The organism is Cellulomonas sp. plas2, assembly GCF_057221735.1.
Window position 1 is genome coordinate 484,404 of sequence record NZ_CM170155.1, and the last position, 24,463, is coordinate 508,866.

The following is a 24,463-nucleotide window of genomic DNA, read 5'->3' on the forward strand; positions in this document are numbered from 1 at the left end:
CCACGAGGTGACCGTCGAGCAAGGAGCGGGTGAACGACCGCCGCTGCGGGAACCGCCCACGTGCTGTGCGCGTTGTGCCCCGCTCTCGATCATGCGTGAGGGGCGGGTTCGTGGTCGCGGTGCCCGGCCGGCTCCAGCTGGAACGTGCAGTGGGCGGTGTCGAAGTGCTCGCCCAGGCACTGCCCGAGCGCGTCCAGGACCTGTCCGCTGCGGTCCTGGGCCAGGCACTCGGCATCGACCGTCACGTGCGCAGACAGCGCGGGCACGCCGCTCGTGATGGTCCAGGCGTGCAGATCGTGCACGTCGAGCACGCCCGGCACCTCGCTCATGTGCTCGCGCACCCTGTCCAGATCAATGCCGCGAGGAGTGGCCTCGAGCAGGACGTCCAGCACCTCGCGCAGCAAAGACCACGCCCGCGGCAGGATCAGGACGCCGATGGCGATGGAGGCGATGGCATCGGCGCGCACGTAGCCGGTGGTGGCGATGACGATGCCGGCGATGATCACCGCCACGGAGCCGAGCAGATCGCCCATTACCTCCAAGTAGGCGCCGCGCACGTTCAGGCTCTGCCCCTGCCCACCACGCAGCAGCAGCAAGGAGACCAGGTTGGCGGCGGCGCCAACGACCGCGACAAGCAGCATCACCCCGGTGGAGACCTCGGGCGGGTCGTTCCACCGCTGCAACGCCTCCACGATGACCCAGATCGCCAGCACGGCCAGCAGGACCGCGTTGGCCAGCGCAGCCAGGATCTCGGCGCGCATCAATCCGAAGGTGCGAGCGGTGGTGGCCGGGCGCGCCGCCAGTGACGCCGCGACGAGAGCGATCGCCACACCGCTGGCGTCGGTGAACATATGCCCGGCATCGGCCAGCAATGCCAGGGACCCCGAGGCCAGCCCGCCGACGACCTGGATCCCGACGATCGACAAGGTGATGACGAGCACGGCGAGCATCCGACGTCGATGCTGACCGGTGGCCGTGGCGGCCGCGCCATGGTTGTGTCCGGCGCTCATGGCACGTCTCCTCCTGTGAACGACGCGGTCGCCGAGTCAGTTCCCGCTCGGGGATACCGACCCAGACCGGGGACGAAGCGGCCCACGGTGCCGGCGTACCGGAGGTAGGTCGCACCGTGGACCGCACGCAGGTAGGGCTCCTCGACGCACCGCACCTGCAGCTGGACCGCCAGTACGAGGGCCACCAGCGCCGCGACGGTCAGGACCGTCGGGATCACCAGCGCGATCCCGGCCAGGGCGACGACCATCGCGCTGAAGACCGGGTTGCGCACCCGCGAGAACCACCCGTCGGTGACCAACGCGGTCCGTTCGGAAAGGTCGACCCCTATCCGCCAAGACGACCCCAGCGCGCCCTGCGCTGCCAGCACCAGGACGAAGCCCACCAGTGCCAGCAAGGCGCCCACGACGACGCGAACAACAGTGGTCGACTCACGAGCGGGCAGCACTCCTGCCGCAGCCAGAGCGGGACCGAGTGCTCCGGCAACGAGCGCCACCACGAACAGCACCCCGCCCCACCAGCCCGCCGAACCGGCCGGCCCGCTGATGCCGCGGAAGCCGGCGCTGCCGGTCCGTCGACGGTGCACGTAGCTACGCCAGCCGAAGGTTGCGGCGCACCCGATGGCGTAGAGCACCAGGGCGACCAGGCCTGCACGGTCAGTCGTCATCGTCGTCCTCCACCAGCTCGCCCTCCCAGGCCTCCTTGCCCTCGTGGACGGCGAAGGCGGCGATGACGAAGCCGGCGACGGGGTCCAGCCAGGCGGCGCCTGTCAGCGCGTACAGACCAACCCCGGCCAGCGTCGAGATCGACAGCAGCACGCAGATCCGCGTCTCGGCGGCGTCGGCCAGGATCAGGTTGTCGCCGAGCGCGCGCCCGACACGGGTCTTGGCCGCAGCCAGCACCGGCATCACGACGATGGAGGTGGCCAGGAGGACCAGCGCGACCGGAGAGGTGTCCGGCTCCTCGCTGCCGAGGAGTGCACGAATGCCTTCGACGGTGACGTAGCCGGCGAGCAGGAAGAACGTGACGGCGACGGCCCGCAGCACGCGCCGCTCTTTCGCTTCGTCGGCGTGCCCGTGACGCAGCCGAGCGGCGAGGCGCAACCCGACCAGGACGGCGGCGATCGACTCGATGCCGGAGTCGATACCGAAGCCGATGACGGACACCAGCCCGGCCAGGACCCCGACGGTGATCGCGACAGCGCCCTCCAGGACGTTGTAGGCAACCGTGAACTGCGCCAGTCGCAGTCCTCGCCGGGTGAGGGCTTCGGTCTGAACGGCGGTCAGCGACGACGCAGGTCCGCTCACCGCTGCCGCCCCTCGACCGAAGCCGCGCCGTACGTAGGGCACAGCGCGACCGCGTCCCCGGTCACCGCCAACAACTCCTCGGCGGCACCGAGCAGGTTCAGGACCTGCTCGGGGTGGTTCAACGAGAACAACGAAGCTCGCCCCTGGGGTCGAGAGCTGACCAGGCCGCAATCGCGCAAGCAGGCGAGGTGCTTCGAGACCGTGCTCTGCGCCAGTTCGAGGTGCGCCGTGAGGTCCACCACCCGGTGCTCCCCCAGCGCGAGGTGCCGGACGATCACCAGCCGGGAAGGGTCCGAGAATCCGTGGAACAAGCAGGCTGCAGCCGTCAGCGCCGCCGCTTCGACCTCGCCACTCACGTCGTTCGTACTCGCCCGGACCCCTGTTAGCATCGCCACGAGACGATGTTAGGGGCTGCCGCGCATCCGACACCAGCCCCAGCGATGGGTGCGTCAGAGGCGTGCTGACGCTCCTGCTGGGCGCCGTTGGAGGGAACTACACAGTCGTCATTGCGTCCCTCGCCGAGGCCACCTGTTCTTCTAGAGTGCCAACGTCCGCGAACTGATACGCAAAGAGGTCGACGACCACATCGTTCTGCACGTGCCAGTCGTGCCGTCGGACTGGTCAACTTCCTGGCAGGCGTCAAAGTGGCATCCAGCGGCCAAAGCCGGCGTCGCTGAGAAGCTCGCCGCCGGCAAGGCTCCTATGTGCACATCCCTTAGGGGATCCGGGTAGCGCCGTCCATCCTTGTAGCTGACGGCAGCATCGCCGCCAGGACCAAGGCGCCTGCGAGCTCGTTGAGTCGCGTGAGGCCGCCGTCGCCGAGCCCGTGAATCATGCGCCACATGCTCGCAGGCGACCGAGTCCGACGAAGCCGCTAGGCCGAGGTCGCAGGAGGCAGCGGCCGCGTCTGGCTGGGTCAAGTCCCCGGTCGTGGTGTGTGACGGCTGCCGCGTGACCTTCATTGGTTAGGCGCTGAGCGCCGGGAGTTGGGGCGGGGTGACCTCCTGCGGGTCGGGGACGGCGGTCAGGCGGGCGCGGCCAAGGACGTCCAGTGCGAGGTAGCGGCGTCCCTCGGCCCATTCGTCGTGCTGCTCGGCCAGGACGGCGCCGAGCAGGCGGATGATCGAGGTGCGGTCGGGGAAGATTCCCACGACGTCGGTGCGCCGGCGGATCTCCCTGTTCAGCCTCTCGTTGGGGTTGTTGGACCAGATCTGGCGCCAGACCTCCTTGGGGAAGGACGTGAACGCCAGGACGTCGGCCCGGGCGGCCTCGAGGTGGTCCGCGACGGCCGGGAGCTTGTCGGCGACGGCGTCCAGGAGCCGGTCGAACTGGGCGTGTACCGCGTCGGTGTCGGGCTGGTCGTAGACGGAGTGCAGCATGGTCTTGACCCACGGCCAGGAGCTCTTAGGGCAGGTGCTCATGAGGTTCGCGGCGTAGTGGGTGCGGCACCGCTGCCAGGTCGCCCCGGGCAGGGTCGCACCGATCGCGGCGACCAGCCCGGAGTGCGCGTCGGAGGTCACCAGCTTCACGCCGGTCAGGCCCCGGGCGGTCAGGTCCCGGAAGAACGCCAGCCACCCGGCGCCGTCCTCGGCGGTCGAGACGTCGATGCCGAGGATCTCCCGGTGCCCGTCGTTGTTGACACCGGTGGCGACCATGACCGCGATGTTGACGACGCGTCCGCCCTCACGGACCTTCACGCTCAGGGCGTCGGCGGCAACGAACGTGTAGGGGCCGGCGTCCAGTGGGCGGGTGCGGAACGCGGCGACCTGCTCGTCGAGGTCGGCGGCCATGCGTGAGACCTGCGACTTGCTCAGCCGGGTGATCCCGAGGGACTCGACCAACTTGTCCATCCGCCGGGTCGAGACGCCCAGGAGGTAGCAGGTCGCGACCACCGAGGTCAGGGCCGCCTCGGCCCGGCGTCGGCGCTCCAGCAGCCAGTCCGGGAAGTAGGTCCCGGCGCGCAGCTTGGGGATCGCCACGTCGATCGTGCCGACCCGGGTGTCGAAGTCCCGATGCCGGTAGCCGTTGCGGGTGTTGACCCGCTCGGTGCTGCGGGCACCGTACTCGGCGCCGCAGATCGCGTCCGCCTCAGCACCCATCAGAGTGTCGATGAAGACGCCGAGCAGCTCACGCAGCAGATCGGGGCTGGCGGTGGCCAGGTGCTCGTGCAAGAAGCGGGCAGGGTCCAGACTGGGTCCAGCGGTCATCGCGGGTCCTTCTCTCGAGTCGACTTGGTAGGTCTCTCGAAGAATCACGCGGTGACCGCCTACACGTCTACGACGACGCCCTCACCAGGGCCGGGCTCGCACACCACTCTGCGGGACGCCACTTCTGGCCAATACTCATCCTTAGGCCCGCAGCAGGCGAGAGGCGCGGAAGTCTCAGGGCGCCGCCATCACCGGGGGACTACGGCCGAGACGACTAGGTGGTGGTGGTGGTCGACTGAGCCGAGCGCACCGCCGACTGGTCGTCGTCTCCTGGCCCGGGCCGGTTGATCACCAGATGGGCAAGTTGAGCTGGAGGCGGTCCTGCGCTTAATCCGCCCTCGCGCAGCCAGGTCGCCAGCGCACCCGTCGCGCGGTCACCGGCGAGACGTTCGAACCAGACCGGCGTGGTGCCAGCCCGGCGGTGGCCCGGTGCCGGCCTGACCACCACGACGTCGCCGCGGTTGCACTCGTCGAGGCACTCCACCAACGTCAGCCGGGCAAGGTCTTCCCTGGTCAGACGGCGTAGCCGCTCCATCTGCCCGCCCGGCAGAGGATCGCTGTCACCAAGGGTCTCGCCGGCGCACAAGGAGCACGCGGTCAGCCCGGGGACACGGCTCACAGGCGTGGCGGTGGGATCGGCGGGCACGGACCGACAGTACGTGTCACCCACACTGCCTGGCTCGAGCGCGTGCGCGGTGCAGGGGTGACGGGAACGGCCGGTGCTCCAGAGTGGTGGCGGTGGCCAACCTCGCACTGGATCAGTGTCGACAGAGGGAGTCGTCGCCTCTCGCATGCCGTGCATCTACGTTCGGGTCTGGTCAAGGTTCGATGAAGGGCCGGAGCCCGGCTCGGCGCAGCGGTAGCTCGGGAGTCGCGACGGACAAGATGATCCCTGTGACCGCATCGACCTCCTCCCCCGCCCGCCGCGCTGTCGTCGTCGACGACGAGGAGGCGCTGGCGCGTCTCGTCGCTGGGTATCTCGAGCGCGAGGGGTACGCGACGACCGTGTGCCACGACGGCGCCAGGGCTGTCGATCTGCTCCGCGAGGTGGACCCTGACCTGGTCGTGCTCGATCTGGGTCTGCCAGGACTGGATGGGGTGGAGGTGTGCAGGCAGCTGCGCGCGTTCTCTGACTGCTACGTCGTGATGCTCACCGCCCGCACGGAAGAGGTCGACACCTTGGTCGGCTTGTCCGTCGGCGCGGATGACTACATGACCAAGCCGTTCAGTCCGCGCGAGCTCATGGCTCGGGTTGCTGCCCTGATGCGACGTCCGCGCCGCGCAGCGAGCGCCGTCCCACCGGCCAGCGAGGTCCTGGAAATCGGGGACCTGCGCATCGACGTTGAGGCCCGGGAGGTGCACCGCGCCGGGCGGGTGGTACCGCTGACTCGCACCGAGTTCGACGTGTTGGCGGCCATGGCGGCCAAGCCGGGGCGGGTCTTCGACCGTCGCGCCCTCATCGACACCGTATGGGGCGCCGGGTGGGTCGGAGATGAGCACCTCGTCGACGTCCACGTGCTGCACGTGCGCCAGAAGCTGGGCGACACGGCTAATGCCCAGCGTTACGTCCGCACGGTGCGCGGCGTCGGGTACCGCATCGGAACCGGCACATGACGACTGCCGCAACACGCCGCCCGCCGTTGGCCAGGCACGGACTTGCCGCTCGCCTTCTCGCAGCCCTGGTGACCGTGCTGGCCACGGCAGCGATCACCGCGGGGTTGGTGGCGTCCGCCCTGGGGCCAGGACTGTTCCACGACCACATGCTCCGCGCCGGCCTGCAGGACCATGACGCTGCTGTTCTCCACGCCGAGCAGGCGTTCCGTGACGCCAGCACCGTTTCCTTTGCCCTGGCTCTTGGCGCCGCAGCCCTCGCCGCCGCCGCCGTCAGCGTGGTGCTGACCCGCCGTATCGGCCGGTCTCTGGCGGCGGTGTCCACGGCCGCAGCACGTGTGGGGGCCGGTGCGTACGAGTCCCGCGTCCCGGACCCGGGTCTGGGAGCGGAGTTCGACAACCTCGCCCGCTCCTTCAACGCCATGGCTGACCGGCTGCACGAGGCCGACCGTCTTCGAGCGCGGCTGCTGGCCGACGTGGCGCACGAGGTGCGGACCCCGGTGGCGACGATCGCGGGCTACTTGGAGGCCGTCGAGGATGGCCTGCAGCCGCTGGACCAGACCACCATCGCCGTTCTTCGCGAGCAGGCGGCGCGCCTAACCCGGCTGGCGCAGGACCTGTCCGCCGTCACCCGTGCAGAAGCTGGGGACCTGACTCTGGATCTGGAGCCCGTACCTGCTGACGCCCTGCTTCGCGCCGTCGCTGCTGCGGCCGGTGAACGCGCCGCGGTCGCGGGCGTCGACCTCGAGGTCAAGATCGCGGACGGGCTGCGGCCGCTTGCGGTGGACCGCACGCGGATCGCCCAGGTGCTGGACAACCTCGTTGCGAACGCGATCCGACACACCGGCGCCGGCGGCACGATCGTGCTGTCTGCCGACCGCGGTCCGGGTGAGCGGGTGGTGCTGGCAGTAGCGGACACCGGCGAGGGCATCGCGTCCGAGCACCTGCCGCACATCTTCGAACGGTTCTACCGTGCGGACACCGCACGCGATCGTGGCCGAGGTGGGTCGGGGATCGGCCTGGCGATCAGCAAGGCCCTGACGGAAGCGCATGGCGGCACCATCACCGCGGCCAGCGCCGGCCCCGGCAGGGGGGCGACCTTCACCCTGGCCCTGCCGGGCGCCTGAATCCGCGCAAACGGCTCGGCGCACCGCGAGGTAGGTCACCGCTGATGCGACTCGGCGGGCCGGTGTGCCGGTGTACGCCGGGCGTCAGCGACACCGTCGCGAGCATCATCGCCCTCGCCACTCGCCAGGGCCGCGCCACGTCCCACACCGACGGGCGGCAGGGCAGTGCGACGTCGGCGCTGGCCGCGCCCTCTCAGGCCGGCGGCCCTGCGTGGTGGTCCTGCTGCCGTGGCAGTCGCAGCCGCTTGAGCAGCAGCGCGTTGACGGTGACGATGACGGTCGAGCCGGACATCGACAGGGCGGCGATCTCCGGCCGCAGCATGAGACCCCAGGCAGAGAAGAACACGCCAGCAGCGATCGGCAGGGCGATCGCGTTGTACCCGATGGCCCAGGCCAGGTTCTGGTGCTCTTTACGCATGGTCGCTCGACCGATGCGCATGGCGATCGGGACATCGAGCGGGTCCGACCGCATCAGCACGACGTCCGCGGTCTCGATGGCGACGTCGGTTCCGGCGCCGATCGCGATACCGACATCCGCCTGCGCGAGAGCCGGGGCGTCATTGACGCCGTCACCCACCATCGCGACCTTCCTGCCCATCTGCTGCAGCTGGCCCACGTGCGTCGCCTTGTCTTGCGGCAGGACCTCCGCGATGACCCAATCGATCCCGAGTTGGCCCGCGATGCGGCGGGCTGTGGCCTCGTTGTCGCCCGTCAGCATGACGACCCGGACACCGGCCTCGTGCAGTGATGTCACGGCCGCGCCGGCGCTCTCCCGGACGGCATCCGCCAGGGCGATGACGCCGACGGCGCGACCGTCGACGGCGACCAGGACCACGGTGCGGCCAGAGGCCGACAGCGCCGCCCGTCGCTCGTCCAGCTCCCCCAGGCGGATCTGCTCGCTGTCCATCAGCCGGCGGTTGCCGACCAGCACGCGATGGTGCCCCACCGAGGCAGAAGCGCCGTGCCCGGGCTTGTTGACGAAGTCGGTCGCAGCGAGCGTGGGCAGCCCCTGCTGCCGGGCGTAGCGGTCGACGGCCCGTGCCAGCGGGTGCTCCGACTCGCGCTCGACAGCCGCAGCCAGAGCCAGCATCTCCTGTTCCTCCAGGCCGGCCGCGACCACGTCGGTGACCTCCGGCTCCCCCTTGGTCAAGGTTCCCGTCTTGTCCAAGACCACCGTGTCGATGCGCGCGGTGGCCTCGAGCGCCGTGGCGTTCTTGAACAGGACACCTCGACGAGCACCCAGGCCCGTGCCCACCATGATGGCCGTCGGCGTTGCCAGACCGAGGGCGTCGGGGCAGGTGACGACCACCACGGTGATGGCGAACAGCATGGCTTGTGCCAGCCCTGCCCCGGCCAGCGTCCAGGCCGCGAATGTCACGGCGCCGCCGGCGAGGGCGACGAAGACGAGCCAGGACGCAGCGCGGTCCGCCAGGCGCTGGCCGGGCGCCTTGGAGTTCTGGGCCTGCTGCACGAGCTGCACGATCTGGGCCAGCGCTGTGTCGGCGCCGACCCGAGTGGCCCGGGCGCGCAGGGCGCCGGTGGTGTTGATGGACGCGCCGATGAGGTTCGCGCCGGGCCCCTTGGCCACGGGTAGCGACTCGCCCGTGACCATCGACTCGTCGACCTCTGACTCGCCTTGCTCGACGACCGCGTCGGTGGGCACCTTCGCACCGGGACGGATGAGGAGCAGGTCCCTCACCTGGACCTGGGAGGTGGGGACCTCGACCGTGTGCCCGTCACGGATCACCAGGGCCTGGGATGGCGCCAGTTCGAGCAGTGTGCGCACCGCGTCGTTGGCGCCACCGCGCGCCCGCATCTCCAGCCAGTGGCCCAGGAGCACGAAGGTGGTCAGCACGCTGGCGGCCTCGTAGAAGACCTCGCCGCCGCCGGTCAGGGTCACGACCACGCTGTAGAGCCAGCCGGCGCCGACGGCCACCGCGACGAGCACCATCATGTCCAGCGTGCGTGCGCGGAGAGCTCGAGCGGCACCGTCGAAGAAGATCCACGCCGAGTAGAAGACGACCGGGATCGACAGCAGCAGCGAGAACACGTCGTCGCGCAGCCCGAACGGGGCCGGAGCGTCGAAGCCGAGCACCTCGCGGCCGATGGGTGACCACAGCAGGATCGCGATGGACAGCAGCGCCGCCACGACGAGGCGGTTGCGCATGTCGCGGGCCATGTCCGCCATGGACCCGCCCCCGTGGTGACCGCCGTGTCCCATCGCGTCGTGAGCAGTGGGCGCCGCGTCATGCTCGGCGGCGTGGTGGGGCGTCTGGGTCGGCATTGCTGTGGGAACGGCGCTTGCCATGACGGTCTCCTGCGATGGGCCGTGACGTTGCGAGGGTGCTGCGTGAAGTGGGTTGCTCACCGCCGCGTGTGCAGGATCGCCGTGCCGATCCACGCCGGCGGGCGCGACGTGTGCGATCGCGGTCCTCGGTTCGGCGAGGGGGTGGCACAGGTGCTCGGGCACGGACTGTCCGGAGCAGTGGAAGCCGCACTCGCTCACCCAGTCGCGTAGCTGGGCCAGGGTCGTCTGGTCTGGGTCGTACGTGACGGTTGCGGTCTGCGACGCGGCGCTGGGCTCGACGGAGACGACCCCGGGACGTCGGAGCAGCGTCCGCTCCACGATGCGCTCGGAGGTGGCCCAGTGCAGTCCTGCCACATTGAGCACTGCTGAGCTGAGTTGCTTCACGATCCGCTCCCTCGTAGAAGACGCCGCTACGTCGCCGTCCCTCGATACCCCTAGGGGGTATCAAGCCGCACAACTCCAGCGTGGTCGCGAGGCTTCCCCGGCGCCATGAAGGTTCGATGAAGGCGTCGGCCGGGGACTCGGTGCTCGCGCTGGTCATTGCGCTGCGCAGGACGGACGCGGCAACAAGCCGCGCGGCTACGGGTCGCGCCAATACCCCCTGGGGGTATAGGGATGACGACGAAGAAGGACGCATCGGCGTCCCCTTGATGCCAGAGGAGCAGCGATGAGCACCGCGACGTATGCCGTCACCGGGATGACCTGCGGCCACTGCGTAGCTTCTGTGACCGAGGAAGTGGGCAAGATCGGTGGTGTCAGCGCAGTGGACGTGGATCTGATCAAGGGCGGGATCTCTCAGGTCACCGTCGTCAGCGAGGCACCCGTACCGGAGTCAGTGGTGAGGACCGCTGTGGGTGAGGCCGGCTACGAGGTGGTGGACGCCACGGCGTGATCAGTGCGAGCGGGTCGGCGCGTGGCAGGGCTTGCCGTGCCGGTGGTGTTCGGTCTGGTACCGCTGGCACGGATGTTCCTGTCGAAGGGGCGATGAGGACGCCCTGATGCGGGCGCCGAACGCCTCGGCGGCAGGGATATTCAAGCGGTACAGGAGTGCTGTCGATAGGCATAGGGCGTCGAGCCCGCTCGAGGGTGGTACCAGGAGCAAGTTGTCCTCGGACCGCGCGTCCCGCGTCTCGCGGTCGTGGCGGCTGGTTCGCCGCGCGGATCTGGGGAGGACGAAGAGCGATGGACAGCATCTCGCGCATCGGGCAGCGGATGGCGGAGATCCAGGCCCTGATCGGCGGTCCGCTCGGCTATGCCTCGGCCTCCGTCGGTGGGGTGGCCTCGTCGTCGCCGTCCGGCTCCGCCGGCAGCGCGGGTGCGGTCGCCACGGGGACAGGTTTCGCTGACGCCCTGGACCAGGCCGTCCGGTCGTCGTCGTCCACCTCGTCCTTGCGGAACGCCCAAGGGGTCCCGGCGGATCTGGCGAAGTTCGGGAACGGCAACGTCCCGACCAGCGCGCTGCAGGAGGTCGGGGACACCGGGCACCGGTTGTGGGCGCCGGCAGGTGAGGCCCTCGAGAAGCTCCTGGCGGCTGCCGCTCGAGATGGTGTCAGCATCGGCATCACCGATTCCTACCGCTCCTACGCAGCGCAGGTCGACCTGGTCAAGCGCAAGGGCTTGTACTCCCAGGGCGGCTTGGCGGCCGCACCGGGAACGAGCCCGCACGGTTGGGCTGTGGCGGTCGACCTGGACCTCGACGCACGTGCGCAGACCTGGATGCGTGCGAACGCCGACCGCTTCGGCTTTGTGGAGGACACCCCCCGCGAGCCGTGGCACTGGGTCTTCAAGGCCTGACCGCAGGCCCTGGCTCCTATCGCGACCGGCGCCCGGCCAGCCGACCGCGCACAGTTGCGTCGGACATCGACTGACGCGCCGCCCCCGGTCCCGGTCGAGCTGCTGGCAGCGCGGATGTGTCATAGGAGCGCTCCTGGCGACGCGCGCGAGGCGGATGCGGCTCCCGGCCTCTGCTGAGCGCTTCGAGGCGCCCACCACGCCAGGACGATGAAGGTTGGATCAAGAAGGGTGCGTCAACTCCTCGATCCGCTCGCGGCCGCCGATGCTGAGGTACCGCACCGGCACGACGGCTTCCGCCGTGCCCGTTGAGAGCAGGTGGACTCGTGAGCGCCAAGCCCCGGCCCGGGCATGACGGCCCTGCTCGGCTGCGCGCACGCCGCCTTGAAGTGCCCCGCGGACCTCAGCAGGTGAAGGCGTGGTTGGAGTCCGATCCCGACCTGGAGGAGCTGCAGGAACGCTTTCCCGCGGAGTGGGCGAGCGTCCGCGCCAAGCTGCGGGAGTTGGTGTCTCGGGAGGACGACGAGGCCATCGCCGCCTACGTCCAGAGCGTCGCCCGGGCCGCTGCAGGCACCCGTGGCCCGGGACGAAGCGACGCTTCTGCGGAGGTCTCGGCGGAGGTGCGGCGACGGATGCTGGCAGCCGCCCTGCGGCAGGTGTCCCTGTCGAGGGCCACCGGGGTGAGCCAGGGCACGGTCCGGTTCAATCTCGTGAACGGGTGGGTGGCCCAGCGGTTGCTATTCCGGCGTGGACTGGAACGCAAGCCGGTGTCGTTGCCGTGGTTCCGGCTCGTGTGGCCGCTGCTCCCTCAGCGGCGGTACCTGATGCCGCTGGTGACCCCTCAGGGGATCTACTGCTTCTACAGCAGCGCACTGATCCGTCGCCTGGTCGGGTTGATCGATGGGCGCACATGTGTCGAGATCGCCGCGGGCGACGGGACCTTGTCCCGGTTCTTGCGGGCTGCTGGAGTGCCGGTGCACGCCACGGACGACCACAGCTGGTCACGCACCATCAACTTCCCCGAGGACGTCGAACGCCTCGATGCACAGGCGGCGCTCACCCGCTACAGCCCCGCCGTGGTCCTGTGCTCCTGGCCGCCGGCGGACAACGGCTTCGAACGCTACGTGTTCGGGACCGAGAGCGTGCAGACGTACATCGTCATCGGGACCCGTCATCGGTTCGGGTCCGGAGACTTCGCGGGCTACCTGGCGCAGCATGCGTTCGAGATGCGTGAGGAACCGACGCTGAGCCGTCTGGTGCTTCCGCCCGAGCTCGACCCGGCCGTCTACGTCTTCGAGCGCCGGCCAGGATGACCACGGCGACCGACCTCGAAGACGCCCCGCGGGCAGCGGCCCCACGGCTGACCCTCGGCGCCCTGCTGCAGCGCCGCGGGGGCGCGCGACGAGGACCACGGCAGCATGCGCCGCGAGCTGGTGCACGCGCCGTGCTGTTCCGGGCAACGGTGGCGGGCGCGGCAGGCCTGGCGATCGGCGCCGCCTTCCCAGGACGGTCGTGGTGGCCGCTGGCCAGCATCGGCGTGGCTCTGCTGCTGGCTGCGGTGCACGGCTGCCGACCGACGTGGGCAGCATCGACCGCACTCCTGGCGGGGTCGGTGTTCTTCCTGCCGCATCTGTGGTGGGCGGTCGTGGCCTCGGGCTCGGTCCTGGGCTGGATCGTGCTCGCCCTCGCGCAGGCGTCCTCGTGGGCGGTGTTCGCCGTGTCCTGGGTCGTGGTGGCGCGACTTCGCCCCGTGCTGACGCACCCGGGCGCACAGCCCTGGGTTGCAGCGGTGCTGTGGGTGGCTGTCGAACAGCTGCGCGCACAGTGGCCGCTGGGCGGCTTTCCCTGGGCTCTCCTGGCCTACTCGCAGAGCGAGAGCCCTCTGCTACGGCTCGCCCCGTGGGGCGGCTCGGCACTGGTGAGCGCAATGGTCGTCGTGCTGGGGGGCTACCTCTACCTGTGCGGCTGGTCGTTGCGCCACCGTGCTCTACCTGCCGCCACCCGCAGCCTGGTCGCGGTCCTCGCCCTGTCCGCCGCTGCCGCGCTCACGCCGCACCCCACGCTCGTCAACGCCGGCACCATGCTGGTCGGCGTCGTGCAGGGCAACGTCCCGGGCCCTGAGCTGAGCGGGGAGCGACGTGCCCGCCAGGTGCTCGAGAACCACGTGCAAGGAACACGAGCCCTCGCCGAGGAGAGCTCGGCGGCCGAGCTGGACCTCGTCCTCTGGCCCGAGAGCTCCACCGACATCGACCCTCGCCGCGATGCTGCGGCGGCACGGCGCGTGCAAGCAGCGGCTCTGGCCGTCCAGGCGCCGATCGCAGTGGGCACCCAGCGTTACGTCCCAGACGGCCGTTACAACGAGTACGTGCTGTGGTCCGCCCAGGAAGGGGCTTCGCCACAGGTCTATGCCAAGCAGCGCCCCGTGCCGTTCGGGGAGTACATCCCGGCCCGCGCGTGGATCCGGCGGCTGACAGCCGCAGTGGACCAGGTCACCGTGGACATGCTGCCCGGCGAAGGCACCCCCACGCTCGAGGTGCCCGTGCCCCGCCTCGCACGAGCGGTGCCGCTGGCCGTGGGCATCTGCTTCGAGGTCGCCTTCGACGAGCCGCTGCGAGGTGCGGTGCGCGACGGCGGAGAGTTGATCGTCATCCCGACCAACAACGCCTCGTTCGGGTACACCCAGGAAGCCTCGCAGCAGCTGGCCATGGGGCGCTTCCAAGCCGCTCAGCACGGACGTGCTCTCGTGCAGGTCTCCACCGTGGGGCACAGCGCGGTGATCTCCCCTGAGGGCGACCTGCTGTGGAGCAGCGGGCTGTTCACCAGCGATCGCACCGTCATGCAGGTCCCCCTGCGCACGGGGCTCACCCTGGCGGACCGCCTCGGGGCGCTACCCGGTCGCACCGCCGTCGGTGCAGCTGTCGCTCTGCTGGTGGTCGGTGTGCTGACCGGCGGTCCCACGCGCCGACAGCGCCGCCCGCTGCGAGGGTGCACCTGGTCCACCCGTGCGCGCGCCGAAGGTGCCGGCGCCGTGCACAGTGCCCCAACGGAAGGGCTTGCCCGCTGATCATGCGCGATCCTGCTGCTCCTCTCATCCTCGCCGTTCGGTCTCGACGTCTGCGGCCAGCGCTGATAGCGGTCGTGCTTGCCGCAGGTGTGCTCGTTCCCGTCCTGCCTGTGCAGGCCGTGGGCGAGGACCCCGACGGTCTGCGCGAGCAGGACCAGGCGGCCGAGCAACGGCAGGCCCAGGTGCGCGAATCGATCGAGGACCTCAGCGCCGACCTGGCTCAGGTCGTGCTCGAGCTGGAGAACACGCGCGCGCAGGTACCTGCCGCTGAAGCTGCCCTGCAGCGCTCTCGCCAGGCCGAGGACCTGGCGGTGCGGGAAGCCGACATGGTCGGGCGACAGCTGCAGGATGCCCGCGACGAGCAGGCCGTCATCAGCGAGAAGGTGCGCGTCGGACAGGAAGCGGCCGAACAGGCGCGCACCTCCTTGGCCGAGCTGGCTCGACGGGCCTACCGCGGGGAGGCCACGGCCAGCGAGCTCGCGGCCGTGATGCAACCCGCGCGGCTGAGCGGCCAGGCGCGCGACACGGCCCTGCTGTCCGCGGCGCAACGCGCCCAGTCCCGGGTCTTCGCCCGCCTGCAGGAGCAGGCGAGCGCGGGGCGATCCGCCCGGCTCCGGCTCGAGAGCGTGCAGGAGCGGGTCGCCCAGCTGAAGGCAGAGGCTGACCAACGCGCCCGAGAGGCAGTTGCAGCCCGTCAGGAGGCAGTGCTGCAACGCGACGGGCTGGACGAGCTGCTTGCCTCGCAGACTGAGCAGGAGGCTGCGTTGGCCTCGAAGGTGACGCAGGCAGAGTCGGAGGAAGCGCAGATCCAGGCCGAGCGGGATGCCATCGCACGCGAGCTCGAAGCGATCGCCGAGCAGCAGCGCAACGCCGCTGCCGCCGCCGCGGCAGCAGAGGCCGCCGCGGCGGCGGCCGGACCCCCACAGGCAGCGCCGGCACCCATGCCGGCACCCGCGCCAGCAGCTCCGCCGGCCGATGCGCCCGCAGCTCCGCTCGCGGGGGCCGGTGCTGGCGCGATGTTCGGCAATCCGACGGCCACGACGCCCATGTACGTCACCAGTGAGTACGGCAACCGGCTGCACCCGATCCTGAAGATCATGCGGCTGCATGCTGGTATCGATCTGCGCGCGTACTGCGGCACCCCGATCTACGCGGCTCGGGACGGTCTGGTGCGCTGGGCGCAATGGCGCAACGGCTTCGGGAACCAGGTGATGCTCGACCACGGCCTGGTGGAGGGAAGGCTGCTGGCCACGAGCTATAACCATTTGACCAGCTGGGTCGTCGGTGGCGGGCAGCAGGTGCGCCAGGGTCAGCTCGTCGGCTACTCCGGCAACACGGGGCTGTCGGGCGCCTGCCACCTGCACTTCGAGGTCTACCGCGACGGCACGACCGTCAACCCCCGACCGCTGCTGGGAATGTGACAGCCCGAGCCGGTGAGGCCCGCGAGCACGATGAGAGAAGGGCGGTGTTCCCGGGCCGGTCAGGGCTCGAGAACACCGCCCGAGGGCGACAGCCTGAGAGGCTCAGGCCATTGCATCCAGCATCTGCTGCATCTCGTCGATCTCGGCGGTCTGCGCCTCGACGATGTCCTGAGCGAGCTGGATGGCTGCGGGGTCGCTACCGTCCTCGATCTCCTGCTGCGCCATGTCGATCGCGCCCGTGTGGTGCGCGATCATGAGCTCCAGGAAGCGACGGTCGAACTCAGCGCCGGACAGCGACTCCAGCTCCGTCATCGCCTCGTCCATGCTCATGCCGTCCATCTCCATGCCGCTGTGGTCCATGCCCTCCATCGACATGTCGGCGGAGGTCTCCTCGCCCCAGGCCTCCAGCCAGCCGGTCATGAGGTCGATCTCGGGGCCCTGGGCGTCGGCGATCCGCTGCCCCAGCTCCTGGATCTCGCTGGTGCTGCCCTTCTCCACGGCCAGGTTCGCCATCTCCAGCGCGCCGTTGTGGTGCTCGATCATCATCTGCGCGAAGCCGGTGTCGGCCTCGTTGTGCACGTCGGCCACCGCCGACTGGCTGCTGGCGGGAGCTGAGGCGGACGTCGTGCTCCCGCTGCCCTGCTCCGAGCTGGAACAGGCTGCCAGCGTCAGGGCCAGGGCGGCAGCGGTGGTGCCGGCCATCGCCCGGCGCATTCGGGTCTGCATGTCGTCTCCTTCGTGCGGTCAGTTGCGCGGCGGGTCCTGTTGCGCCGCTTGCCGTGCTGGGCGGTGCGGTGGGAGGTGGTCCTCGTGTCCGGGTCATGCGCGCCCGTGGGCACGCACCGAGCCGTCGACACCGCTCCCAGCGCACCCCACGCCTGTCGTGCCGCGCCCGACAGGACACTCCGCTCGCGGTGAGCGCCGGTGTGGCGCCCGTCCATACCAACACGGCGGCGGGGAAGGAACGTGGCTCAGAAGTCCTGCTGGCCATGAATTTTTCATGAAGACGCGCCCAGGAGGACCGTCAGGGGCAGGTGGTCCTGCTCAGCACCGGAAGGCTGGTGTGCCCCGCGCCCCCTCAGGCGCACGGGTGGGAGCGGAAGGGGCGGCGTGAGCGCGTCACAGAGCAAGAGACTCCAACGAGCGGCGCTGCGGGCTGCCCGCCTGGCCGAGGCGCAGGCGCAGCAGCGCCGCGAACAGCAGCGCCGCGGCCGGGTCCTGGTGCAGATCCTGGCGTTGGGCATCGTCGGGCTGCTCGTGCCCACCGCCGTCGTCCTGGTGATCGCGTTCCGCCAGAAGGCCGCCGTGGAGGCGGCCGCCGGATCGCCGATCGCAGGCGAGCAGGTATGAAGATCGCGGACACCGCGCACACCTCTGCTTCGGTGGACTACGACCTCGAGAGCGTCGCGACCCCCTCGGCCGGCACCCTCCCCCCCACTGGGGGCGACCACGACCCGGCCTGGCAGTCCTGCGGGATCTACGACACGCCGGTCCGCACGGAGAACGCCGTGCACTCCTTGGAGCACGGCGCGGTATGGATCGCCTACAACCCCTCGCTACCGGAAGGGCAGCTCGAGGACCTGGCGGACGTCGCCGACGCGCACCCCTACGTACTGCTCTCACCGGTCGCAGACCTGGCGGCGCCGGTGGTGCTCTCCGCATGGGGAGTACAGCTCCAGCTGCCCTCAAGTGCGGATCCTCGCGTGGAGCCCTTTCTGACGCGCTACTTGCAGGGTCCGCAGAGCCCCGAGCGGCGCGCCGCGTGCAGCGGAGGCGTCAGCGAGTGACGGGCGGCGTGTCGGCGATTGCTTGCCCTCCTTCCTCCGTTCCTGTCAGAGGAGGTCCCTGATGCGTCCGTCGCGACCGCGGGACCACACACCCCGCGACGACCAGTCGCCGACGGTGGAGGCGCCGGGATCACCGCGCTCATCCCCGACGTCAGATGCTGCTGAAGCCGCGCCGGCACCGGCCTCCCCCGGACGACTGCTCGCCATCGATGCCGCGCGAGGTCTGGCCCTCGTCGGGATGGTCGTCGTCAACGTCGGGCCCTTGTCCGTGGAGGGCCTCTGGCAACGGTTGTACCTGCTGCCCTACGGGCGGGCTTCCGTGCTCTTCGTCGTCATCGCCGGGATCGGTATGGCGTTCTTCGTGCGCGCGCGCCGCACCCCCAAGAGCCGCTGGCGAGCATTGATCTGGCGCGCAGCCGTCCTGCTGATCGGAGGGTTGCTGCTGCAGCGCACCACCGAGGACGTCGGGGTGATCCTGCCCGTGTACGGGGTCCTGTTCATCTCCGTGCTGGTGCTGCAGTTCCTGCCCCCGCCGGTCTTGCTGGGCGCCGCTGCCGTGCTCGCCGTCGTCGGCCCGGTCCTGTTCATCAGTCATGGCCTCGACGACGTCGGGCAGCATCTGGGCCCCCCGGCCCGGCTGGGTGACCCGTGGCCGGAGATCGCGCACGCGCTCGTGCTGTCGGGCCGCTACCCGCTGGTGACCTGGGCTGTGCCGTTCCTGGTCGGCATGTGGGCTGGGCACCTCGACCACACCCGGGCCACGACGGTCCGTCGCCTGATCGCGTGGGGCGGTGCGCTGGCGGTGCTCGCCCAAGGAGCCAGCCAGCTGAGCCGCGCTCTGCTCGGCGAACGAGCCGACCAGGGGTACTGGCGGCTGCTGACCGGTACGGCCCACGGTCAGATGCCCCTGTGGCTCATCGGCAGCATCGGCGGTGCGCTGTTCACCGTCGCAGTGCTGCTGCGCTGGTGGCCTCTGCTAGGACGCTGGGCGCGCCCGCTGGTCATGGCAGGGCAGATGGCCCTGACCCTCTACGTGCTGCACGTGCTGGTCCTGGCGATGCTGCGTCCGTCCGAAGACATCACCATCGCCACCGGTGCGCTCCTGAGCGCTGCACTCGTCACCGGCTGCCTCGTCGTGGCAGTCCTGTGGCGCGCGAGAGTGAGCATCGGGCCGTTGGAGTGGGTGCTGCGGGCGTCCTTCCTCACCGGCGCCGCGAGGACGAGGGTCCCGGCTGCTCCTGTCCCCCACCGCGAAGCACAGATCAAGGACCAGCACCCGTGAACAGCACCTCGGTCTCCCCTGTTTGGTCGGCGACCCCGCGTCGGTGGGCCAGCAAGGCTGTAGCCGTCGCCGTCGGCCTGACCATGGTCCTCACTGGATGCACGGACGACCCGGCGCCGACGGCCAGCTCACCGCGAGCACCTTCGGCGGGCACCGCCAGCTCTCCCCCAGCGCCGACGCCGACGCCGTCGACGTCCTTGGGCGCCTTCGGGGTCAACTCCGGCCATCCCTTGGCCACACGTGCCGGCATGCAGATCCTGGAGGCCGGTGGCAACGCCGTCGATGCAGCGATCGCAACCGCCTTCGCAGATTCGGTCATGCAACCGGCGTCGTCGGGGATCGGCGGTGGCGGGGCCGCGCTGGTCGTCGCCGACGGGCAAGCACGGAGCTACGACTACCGCGAGGTGGTCAACGCTGCAGGCGTGGTGCCGCCGAGCGGGACCGGCATCCCTGGGTTCGTCGCCGGTCTGGAGGAGCTGCACCGTGAGTACGCCACGCTGCCGTGGGCCGCTCTCCTGCAGCCGGCGATCGATCTGGCACGTACGGGCGCGCCGGTCTCGAGGTACCTGGCGCGCACGATCAACAGCTCCTTGGGTCAGCGCGTCACCGGTGCTCTCCCGCAGTTCCGCAACGCCGACGGGGCACCGCTGCAGGAGGGCGACCTTCTCGTGCAGCAAGAGCTGGCCACGACGATGGCCGCTCTGGCAGAGCAAGGTCCTCGGAGCTTCTACACCGGAGAACTGGCGCAGACCGTGGTGGGGGTCGAGGGCGTCGATGCGTCCAGCCTGGCCGCCTACACCGTGCAAGCCTCTGAGCCGCCACGCGGGCGAGTCGGCGACTACACGATGATCTCGGCATCCCCTGCCCTTCCAGGGGCGGCCATCATCCAGATGGTGCAGATCGCGGAGGCCGCCGGCATCGGGAGGGTTCCCGCGGGATCTGCCGAATTCGTCGACCTGCAGTCGCGCGCGTGGCAGGTCGCGGAGCGCTCCGTGCAGAGCCAGTTCGGCGACCCCGCCTTCGTGCAGGTCCCCACCGAGGCCCTCACCGATCCTGCTGCCAATGCTGCTCTAGCCCGGGATCTGCCGCCCGCGGTGTTCCAGGAGACCGGGCAGTCCTACGACGGGGCGCCGAACACGACTCACATCTCGGTCGTGGATGCCAACGGCATGGCTGTCTCCATGACGAACACGATCACCAACTACTGGGGCTCTGGTCAGTACGTGGCCGGGTTCTTCCTGAACGACCAACTCGAGCGTTTCCAGGACATCGGTGCCCAGGGAGCGAACAACCCACCGCTGCCGGGACGACGGTCGGTCACCTGGAGCAGCCCGTCCATGCTGCTCGATGACCGTGGCCGTCCGGCGCTCGTGATCGGCACCCCTGGGGGTCGCCAGATCCCCAACACCACCGCACAGGTGATCATGTTGTGGGCGTTGCAGCGCGTGAGCCTGGACGACGCGGTGCGCACCGACCGATTCATCCTCGCGGACGGCGTCCTGCGGCTGGAATCAGAACGGCTCCGTACCGAGATGACGGCCCTCGGCTATCCCGTACGAGTGCATCCCTCCGATGCGCGCGCGGACTGGGGCTCGATCCAAGCCCTCCAGGTGAACTGGGACGAGCGCACGGTCTCTGGAGTCGCGGACGACCGCCGGTCGGCGGGAGTGGAGACCGCAGTCGAGGCGCCACGGCAACCGGCCGGGTAGGCGCGAGCCCGCCCCGCCGACGGACCCGGTTGTGCGACCACTTCGGAGAGGCCCATTCACGGTCCGGCGCGCGGGAGGGCGCTACTGGGTGACGTAGGTGGTGAAGTACACGTCCACCACTTCGCCCTCGTACGCCTCCTTCAGCTGCGTGGCCAACTCGGCCTTGAGCGCCTCGCGTCCCTCGGCCGAGCCCGCCTCCGCCAGGCTCCGCATCGAGAACAGGCCGATGGTCCTGTCCAACGCCTTCGCGGGATCGAGGTCCTCCGCCACCTCGGCGGACAGCTGGAGCCCCAGGCCCAACCGCAAGTAGTGACCGTCTGCGAGATTGATGCTGATCGGATCCACGGCCTGAACGATCCCCAGCTCGACTTCTGACTCGACCTCCTCGGTCACCTGGGTGGCGGCCGTCTGAGAAGAGCCAGGGCCCAGCACGAACCAGTACGCCGCCCCCGCGCCCAGGACCAGCACCGCCACCAGTACCAGCACCAGCGGCCGGCGCCCCTTGCCCTTCGCCTTGCTGACGGGCGTGGCCGCCTCGGCCGGCTCAGGACTCGATCGCTGACCGATCTTGGCCTTGCTCGGATTTCCCATGATGCGCTGGTCCGACATCAACTGACCTCTTTCATAAACGACGCGAACATTGATGGCGGTCTCTCGGTTCTCGGCGTCACAGCGCCTCCGCCGAAAGGCATTGGTCCGCCACGTCACTTGCCAGGCCTGCCAACGTCGATGCAACATCGCGCCAGAACGCAACTAGAGGAGAAACGGGAGGCGACACGCGCGCCTCCGTCGACTACGAGGTGAAGGTCAGCCCCGAGTCCGCCGACAGCAGCACCCGCCCGTCCGCGACGACGACGACCTGCACCTGACCGTCCGGCATGAGCCAAGAGGCCAGAGCTTCTGGTGCCGGGGCCGCCTCGCCGGCTTCAGCCCAGCTGCTGCCGGCATCGCGGCTGAGATAGATCACCCCGTCCGGCCCAACTCCCACGACAAGCTGCGCAGTGGTGAAGTGCACCAGCTGGAGCAACGGGGCGTCGGGGTCCTGCTGCCAACTGAGCCCGGTATCCGCCGCGCGCGCAAGCCCTTGCGAGCTCGTGGCGAGCAGAACTTGGCCGTTGATCGCGCCTGCCATCGCGAAGACCGGCACAGGCGGCTTTGTCGACGTCCACGTCGTTCCGCCGTCCAAGCTGCTGAGCAGGTCCGCTCCGTCGTAGCCATGGATGCCCGTGCTGGTGACCGCCAGCGCGTGGAAGTCACTGGCTCCAGTGCGAGCCAGAGGTGTCCACGTCCGTCCACCATCCGTGGACTCCAGCAGGCCCACCGGGTCCGGTAGGTCCTGGCTAGGCCCTGGATGGCCGGAGGCGTAGAAGTGGTCCGGCCCGGCGACGACGAACCCCATGAAATCCATCGCCGGTCCCACCCTCGACGCCCCATCCTCGGTGTAGCGCAGCAGACCGTCGTGAGTGGCGACGTACAGGGTTGAGTCAGCAGGGTTGAAGCCCGCTCCGTGAACGTGAGCGCCGAGCTCACCCGACTGGGCCGTCTCTGAAGGCGCAGCGCCGGTCGCCGGTCGCGCAATCGGCCCCGAGCAGCCCACGAGCACGATCAGAGCACCGGCGATCCCCAAGCCGAGGACGGACCGGCGCCAGGACGAGAACGCGGCAATCACATCGGAATTCTCGGCCGCTCAGCGCCCCGCCTGAGCCCGGAGGTGGCGCAGCGGCAGGTCTTCATCAGACCTTCATCGACACTCAAGTCGGTCGGACGCACAGACGCAGCACGAGCGCGCTGAAGTTGAGTCCCGGATAGTGGTGTAGCGCTGGGGCCGGTGGTCGTCGGAGACGACGACGCGGTCACCGCGTGATCCTTCGAGTGAACCTCTCACAGCACCCTCGAACGGAGTCATCACGATGACCGCACCTCGCATTGTCGACCCTGCCGCTATGTCTACTAAAAGAGATACAAAGTATGCGACGGCGACGGCGATAAAGATCGCAAAAAGGCTCATGGCTAGTCTCCGTATAGAGATTGTCCGAGGAGGCCGATCTGGGCACCAACTGCACCAGCGGTTCGTGCTGGACGCAATTGCCAGTTGCCCTCGAAGGAGCGATTGGCGTACCGCAGCATCGGCTTGAACGAGAATTTTGCGCGGTGGCGCGCGGTGGAGCGCGACGCCCGATTCCACAGGCGCCCGGTTGCGGACAGGGCTTCACGGTGCCGCCCAATTAATTTCAAGGTCCGGGTACCAGGTATGGCGCCGAGAACGGCGTCTATCGCTATAGAGCGACCTAGTTGCGTCTTGGTTATGTCACCAGCGCGGAACTTCGAGTAACTGCTGGCCGCACTCATGCCTGCGGCCACTAGTCCCAATGCTAGGCAGGCGCCGGCCGAAGCCACGATGCACGCAGCTACTCCTACTATCGATGCGGCGGTAGCGACTCCACTAAGAGTGGATTTCCAGCTCCGCCCATCCAAATCGAACGCGTTGATCGGATCTGACGGATATGAGTATGCATTTGCTCCTCCGCCCTCGATGGGGTCGACCGAGAGGAAGCGTCCCAGCGTTGCGAGATAGACGCGTGCGCCCATTTCGATGGCGTAGATGGTGCCGGTGGTATCGGTGACCTTCTGGTGTTGGCCGACCCAGGAGTTGTCGCCGGTGCCCGGCGTGGTGTCGGGCCCGGCGTCGTTGGCAATGTTGGTGACGATCTCGTAGTTGGTGGGGTGGATGATTTGACCGAAGGGATCGTAGGCGGCGACTGGCGCGGCGGTCTTTACTCCGGTAGGTCGATCCCCGCCGCGCTGACCTGCATGCTCACCTCCGGGTAGGTACCCGACCCAGAAGTGGGTACCGCTGCCCGGGAAGGGTAGCCCGGTGGTCGCCGTTGGCGCAGGTGTCCGCGGCGGGCGACGTGCCCGCCGCCGAGCACGAGGAGGACGCATGTCGTACGTCGTCACCGGGGCCACCGGCCACCTGGGCCGCCTGGTCGTCGCGGAGCTGCTGGCCCGCGGGGTCCCGGCCGGGGAGATCACCGCGACCGGCCGTCGCGCCGACGCCCTCGCCGACCTGGCGGCCCAGGGCGTGCGCACGGTCGTCGCCGACTACGCCGACGGTGCCGCGCTCAAGGACGCCTTCTCCGGCGCCGACGTGCTCGTCCTCGTCTCCGGCAGCGAGGTCGGGCAGCGCGTGGACCAGCACCGCAACGCCCTCGAGGCCGCCCGCGACGCCGGCGTCCGCCGGGTCGTCTACACGAGCGCGCCGCACGCCGACACCACCGCGCTCGTCCTGGCGCCCGAGCACAAGGCCACCGAGGAGCTCGTCCGCGCCTCCGGCCTGGTGTGGACCGTCGTGCGGAACAACTGGTACACCGAGAACTACGAGGGCACCTTCGCGCAGGCGCGCGACACCGGTGAGGTCGTCACCAGCACGAGCCAGGGCCGCGTCGCCTCCGCCACGCGCGCCGACTACGCCGCCGGCGCCGCGGCGGTGGCCGTCGGCGAGGGTCACGAGGGCCGTGTCTACGAGCTGTCGGGCGACACCGCCTGGACGTTCGACGAGTTCGCCGCGACGGCCGCCGACGTCCTCGGGCGGCCGGTGGTGCACCGCGCGGTGACGCCCGACGAGCACCGCGCGGCGCTGACGGGCGCCGGGCTCGACGAGGGCACCGCCGGCTTCGTCGTCGCCCTCGACGAGGGCATCGCCCGCGGCGACCTCGCCGACGCGACGACGGACCTCGCGACGCTCATCGGCCGCCCGACGACGCCGCTGGCGGAGACGCTGCGCAGCTGGGTGTGACGCGACGGGTGCGGACGGACGGGAACCTCCGTCCGCCCGCACCCG

At 69.9% G+C, this 24,463-nt stretch carries 23 protein-coding genes; 12 read left to right on the forward strand and 11 right to left on the reverse strand.

All coding sequences use genetic code 11. The features are described 5' to 3' along the window. Nucleotides 1-89: 89 nt before the first annotated feature. The 6 genes from AC2TDM_RS02125 to AC2TDM_RS02150 form a co-directional block, all read right to left on the reverse strand. Complete coding sequence (locus AC2TDM_RS02125; protein ID WP_090033048.1) at nucleotides 90-1,010, reverse strand: cation diffusion facilitator family transporter; 921 nt, start codon at nucleotides 1,008-1,010, stop codon at nucleotides 90-92. Beyond that, complete coding sequence (locus AC2TDM_RS02130; protein ID WP_090033049.1) at nucleotides 1,007-1,675, reverse strand: methyltransferase family protein; 669 nt, start codon at nucleotides 1,673-1,675, stop codon at nucleotides 1,007-1,009. The genes AC2TDM_RS02125 and AC2TDM_RS02130 overlap by 4 nt, the downstream gene beginning before the upstream one ends. Then, entirely contained in the window at nucleotides 1,665-2,315 is a 651-nt protein-coding gene (locus AC2TDM_RS02135) for a cation diffusion facilitator family transporter (protein WP_090033051.1), read from the reverse strand. The genes AC2TDM_RS02130 and AC2TDM_RS02135 overlap by 11 nt, the downstream gene beginning before the upstream one ends. Further along, on the reverse strand, nucleotides 2,312-2,671 hold the full coding sequence (locus AC2TDM_RS02140) for an ArsR/SmtB family transcription factor (protein ID WP_373308393.1): 360 nt from the start codon (nucleotides 2,669-2,671) through the stop codon (nucleotides 2,312-2,314). Before AC2TDM_RS02140 ends, AC2TDM_RS02135 begins: the two co-directional genes overlap by 4 nt. Before the next feature lie 609 nt (nucleotides 2,672-3,280). Next, a complete protein-coding gene (locus tag AC2TDM_RS02145; protein WP_484635275.1) occupies nucleotides 3,281-4,522 on the reverse strand; it encodes an IS256 family transposase in 1,242 nt (413 codons plus the stop codon). Between the two features lie 214 nt (nucleotides 4,523-4,736). After that, the gene (locus AC2TDM_RS02150; protein WP_484635685.1) at nucleotides 4,737-5,168 is read right to left on the reverse strand and encodes a hypothetical protein; all 432 of its coding nucleotides are present in this window, start codon (nucleotides 5,166-5,168) and stop codon (nucleotides 4,737-4,739) included. A gap of 239 nt (nucleotides 5,169-5,407) precedes the next feature. On the opposite strand from AC2TDM_RS02150, the gene AC2TDM_RS02155 reads away from it, so the two are divergent. Continuing rightward, entirely contained in the window at nucleotides 5,408-6,136 is a 729-nt protein-coding gene (locus AC2TDM_RS02155) for a response regulator (protein ID WP_484635686.1), read from the forward strand. A gap of 68 nt (nucleotides 6,137-6,204) precedes the next feature. Beyond that, a complete protein-coding gene (locus tag AC2TDM_RS02160; RefSeq protein WP_484635687.1) occupies nucleotides 6,205-7,260 on the forward strand; it encodes a sensor histidine kinase in 1,056 nt (351 codons plus the stop codon). 193 nt (nucleotides 7,261-7,453) lie between these two features. On the opposite strand, the gene AC2TDM_RS02165 is transcribed toward AC2TDM_RS02160, so the two are convergent. Further along, nucleotides 7,454-9,952, reverse strand: a complete 2,499-nt coding sequence (locus tag AC2TDM_RS02165) for a heavy metal translocating P-type ATPase (RefSeq protein ID WP_484635688.1) — start codon at nucleotides 9,950-9,952, stop codon at nucleotides 7,454-7,456. A gap of 283 nt (nucleotides 9,953-10,235) precedes the next feature. Here AC2TDM_RS02165 and AC2TDM_RS02170 point away from each other — a divergent pair, with 283 nt between their 5' ends. The 5 genes from AC2TDM_RS02170 (at nucleotide 10,236) to AC2TDM_RS02190 (ending at nucleotide 15,844) form a co-directional block, all read left to right on the forward strand. Then, on the forward strand, nucleotides 10,236-10,460 hold the full coding sequence (locus AC2TDM_RS02170) for a heavy-metal-associated domain-containing protein (protein ID WP_090033053.1): 225 nt from the start codon (nucleotides 10,236-10,238) through the stop codon (nucleotides 10,458-10,460). Nucleotides 10,461-10,750: 290 nt separating this feature from the next. Continuing rightward, nucleotides 10,751-11,362, forward strand: a complete 612-nt coding sequence (locus AC2TDM_RS02175; RefSeq protein ID WP_090033055.1) for a M15 family metallopeptidase — start codon at nucleotides 10,751-10,753, stop codon at nucleotides 11,360-11,362. Between the two features lie 323 nt (nucleotides 11,363-11,685). Next, nucleotides 11,686-12,672, forward strand: coding sequence for a hypothetical protein (locus AC2TDM_RS02180; protein WP_484635689.1), 987 nt, complete (start codon nucleotides 11,686-11,688; stop codon nucleotides 12,670-12,672). Further along, nucleotides 12,669-14,423, forward strand: a complete 1,755-nt coding sequence (lnt, locus tag AC2TDM_RS02185) for an apolipoprotein N-acyltransferase (RefSeq protein WP_484635690.1) — start codon at nucleotides 12,669-12,671, stop codon at nucleotides 14,421-14,423. The genes AC2TDM_RS02180 and lnt overlap by 4 nt, the downstream gene beginning before the upstream one ends. Before the next feature lie 110 nt (nucleotides 14,424-14,533). After that, nucleotides 14,534-15,844, forward strand: coding sequence for a peptidoglycan DD-metalloendopeptidase family protein (locus AC2TDM_RS02190; protein ID WP_484635691.1), 1,311 nt, complete (start codon nucleotides 14,534-14,536; stop codon nucleotides 15,842-15,844). Between the two features lie 102 nt (nucleotides 15,845-15,946). Here the strand turns inward: AC2TDM_RS02190 and AC2TDM_RS02195 are convergent, their stop codons facing one another. Then, the gene (locus AC2TDM_RS02195; RefSeq protein ID WP_484635692.1) at nucleotides 15,947-16,570 is read right to left on the reverse strand and encodes a DUF305 domain-containing protein; all 624 of its coding nucleotides are present in this window, start codon (nucleotides 16,568-16,570) and stop codon (nucleotides 15,947-15,949) included. A gap of 384 nt (nucleotides 16,571-16,954) precedes the next feature. Between AC2TDM_RS02195 and AC2TDM_RS02200 the strand changes: the two genes are divergently transcribed. From AC2TDM_RS02200 to AC2TDM_RS02215, 4 genes are all read left to right on the forward strand, one after another. Continuing rightward, complete coding sequence (locus tag AC2TDM_RS02200; protein WP_484635693.1) at nucleotides 16,955-17,194, forward strand: hypothetical protein; 240 nt, start codon at nucleotides 16,955-16,957, stop codon at nucleotides 17,192-17,194. Further along, nucleotides 17,191-17,631, forward strand: coding sequence for a thioredoxin-like domain-containing protein (locus tag AC2TDM_RS02205; RefSeq protein ID WP_484635694.1), 441 nt, complete (start codon nucleotides 17,191-17,193; stop codon nucleotides 17,629-17,631). Before AC2TDM_RS02200 ends, AC2TDM_RS02205 begins: the two co-directional genes overlap by 4 nt. 61 nt (nucleotides 17,632-17,692) lie before the next feature. Beyond that, complete coding sequence (locus tag AC2TDM_RS02210) at nucleotides 17,693-18,913, forward strand: DUF418 domain-containing protein (RefSeq protein ID WP_484635695.1); 1,221 nt, start codon at nucleotides 17,693-17,695, stop codon at nucleotides 18,911-18,913. 248 nt (nucleotides 18,914-19,161) lie between these two features. After that, nucleotides 19,162-20,622, forward strand: a complete 1,461-nt coding sequence (locus tag AC2TDM_RS02215) for a gamma-glutamyltransferase (protein WP_484635696.1) — start codon at nucleotides 19,162-19,164, stop codon at nucleotides 20,620-20,622. Between the two features lie 81 nt (nucleotides 20,623-20,703). Here AC2TDM_RS02215 and AC2TDM_RS02220 read toward each other — a convergent pair whose 3' ends face one another. From AC2TDM_RS02220 to AC2TDM_RS02230, 3 genes are all read right to left on the reverse strand, one after another. After that, nucleotides 20,704-21,231, reverse strand: a complete 528-nt coding sequence (locus AC2TDM_RS02220; RefSeq protein ID WP_239078667.1) for a flagellar basal body-associated FliL family protein — start codon at nucleotides 21,229-21,231, stop codon at nucleotides 20,704-20,706. Nucleotides 21,232-21,415: 184 nt separating this feature from the next. Continuing rightward, on the reverse strand, nucleotides 21,416-22,291 hold the full coding sequence (locus AC2TDM_RS02225) for a F510_1955 family glycosylhydrolase (RefSeq protein ID WP_484635697.1): 876 nt from the start codon (nucleotides 22,289-22,291) through the stop codon (nucleotides 21,416-21,418). Between the two features lie 341 nt (nucleotides 22,292-22,632). Continuing rightward, a complete protein-coding gene (locus tag AC2TDM_RS02230; RefSeq protein ID WP_484635698.1) occupies nucleotides 22,633-23,580 on the reverse strand; it encodes an RHS repeat-associated core domain-containing protein in 948 nt (315 codons plus the stop codon). On the opposite strand from AC2TDM_RS02230, the gene AC2TDM_RS02235 reads away from it, so the two are divergent. After that, on the forward strand, nucleotides 23,564-24,418 hold the full coding sequence (locus AC2TDM_RS02235; protein WP_484635699.1) for an SDR family oxidoreductase: 855 nt from the start codon (nucleotides 23,564-23,566) through the stop codon (nucleotides 24,416-24,418). The two genes, AC2TDM_RS02230 and AC2TDM_RS02235, sit on opposite strands and share 17 nt — an antisense overlap. The last annotated feature ends 45 nt before the right edge of the window (nucleotides 24,419-24,463 follow it).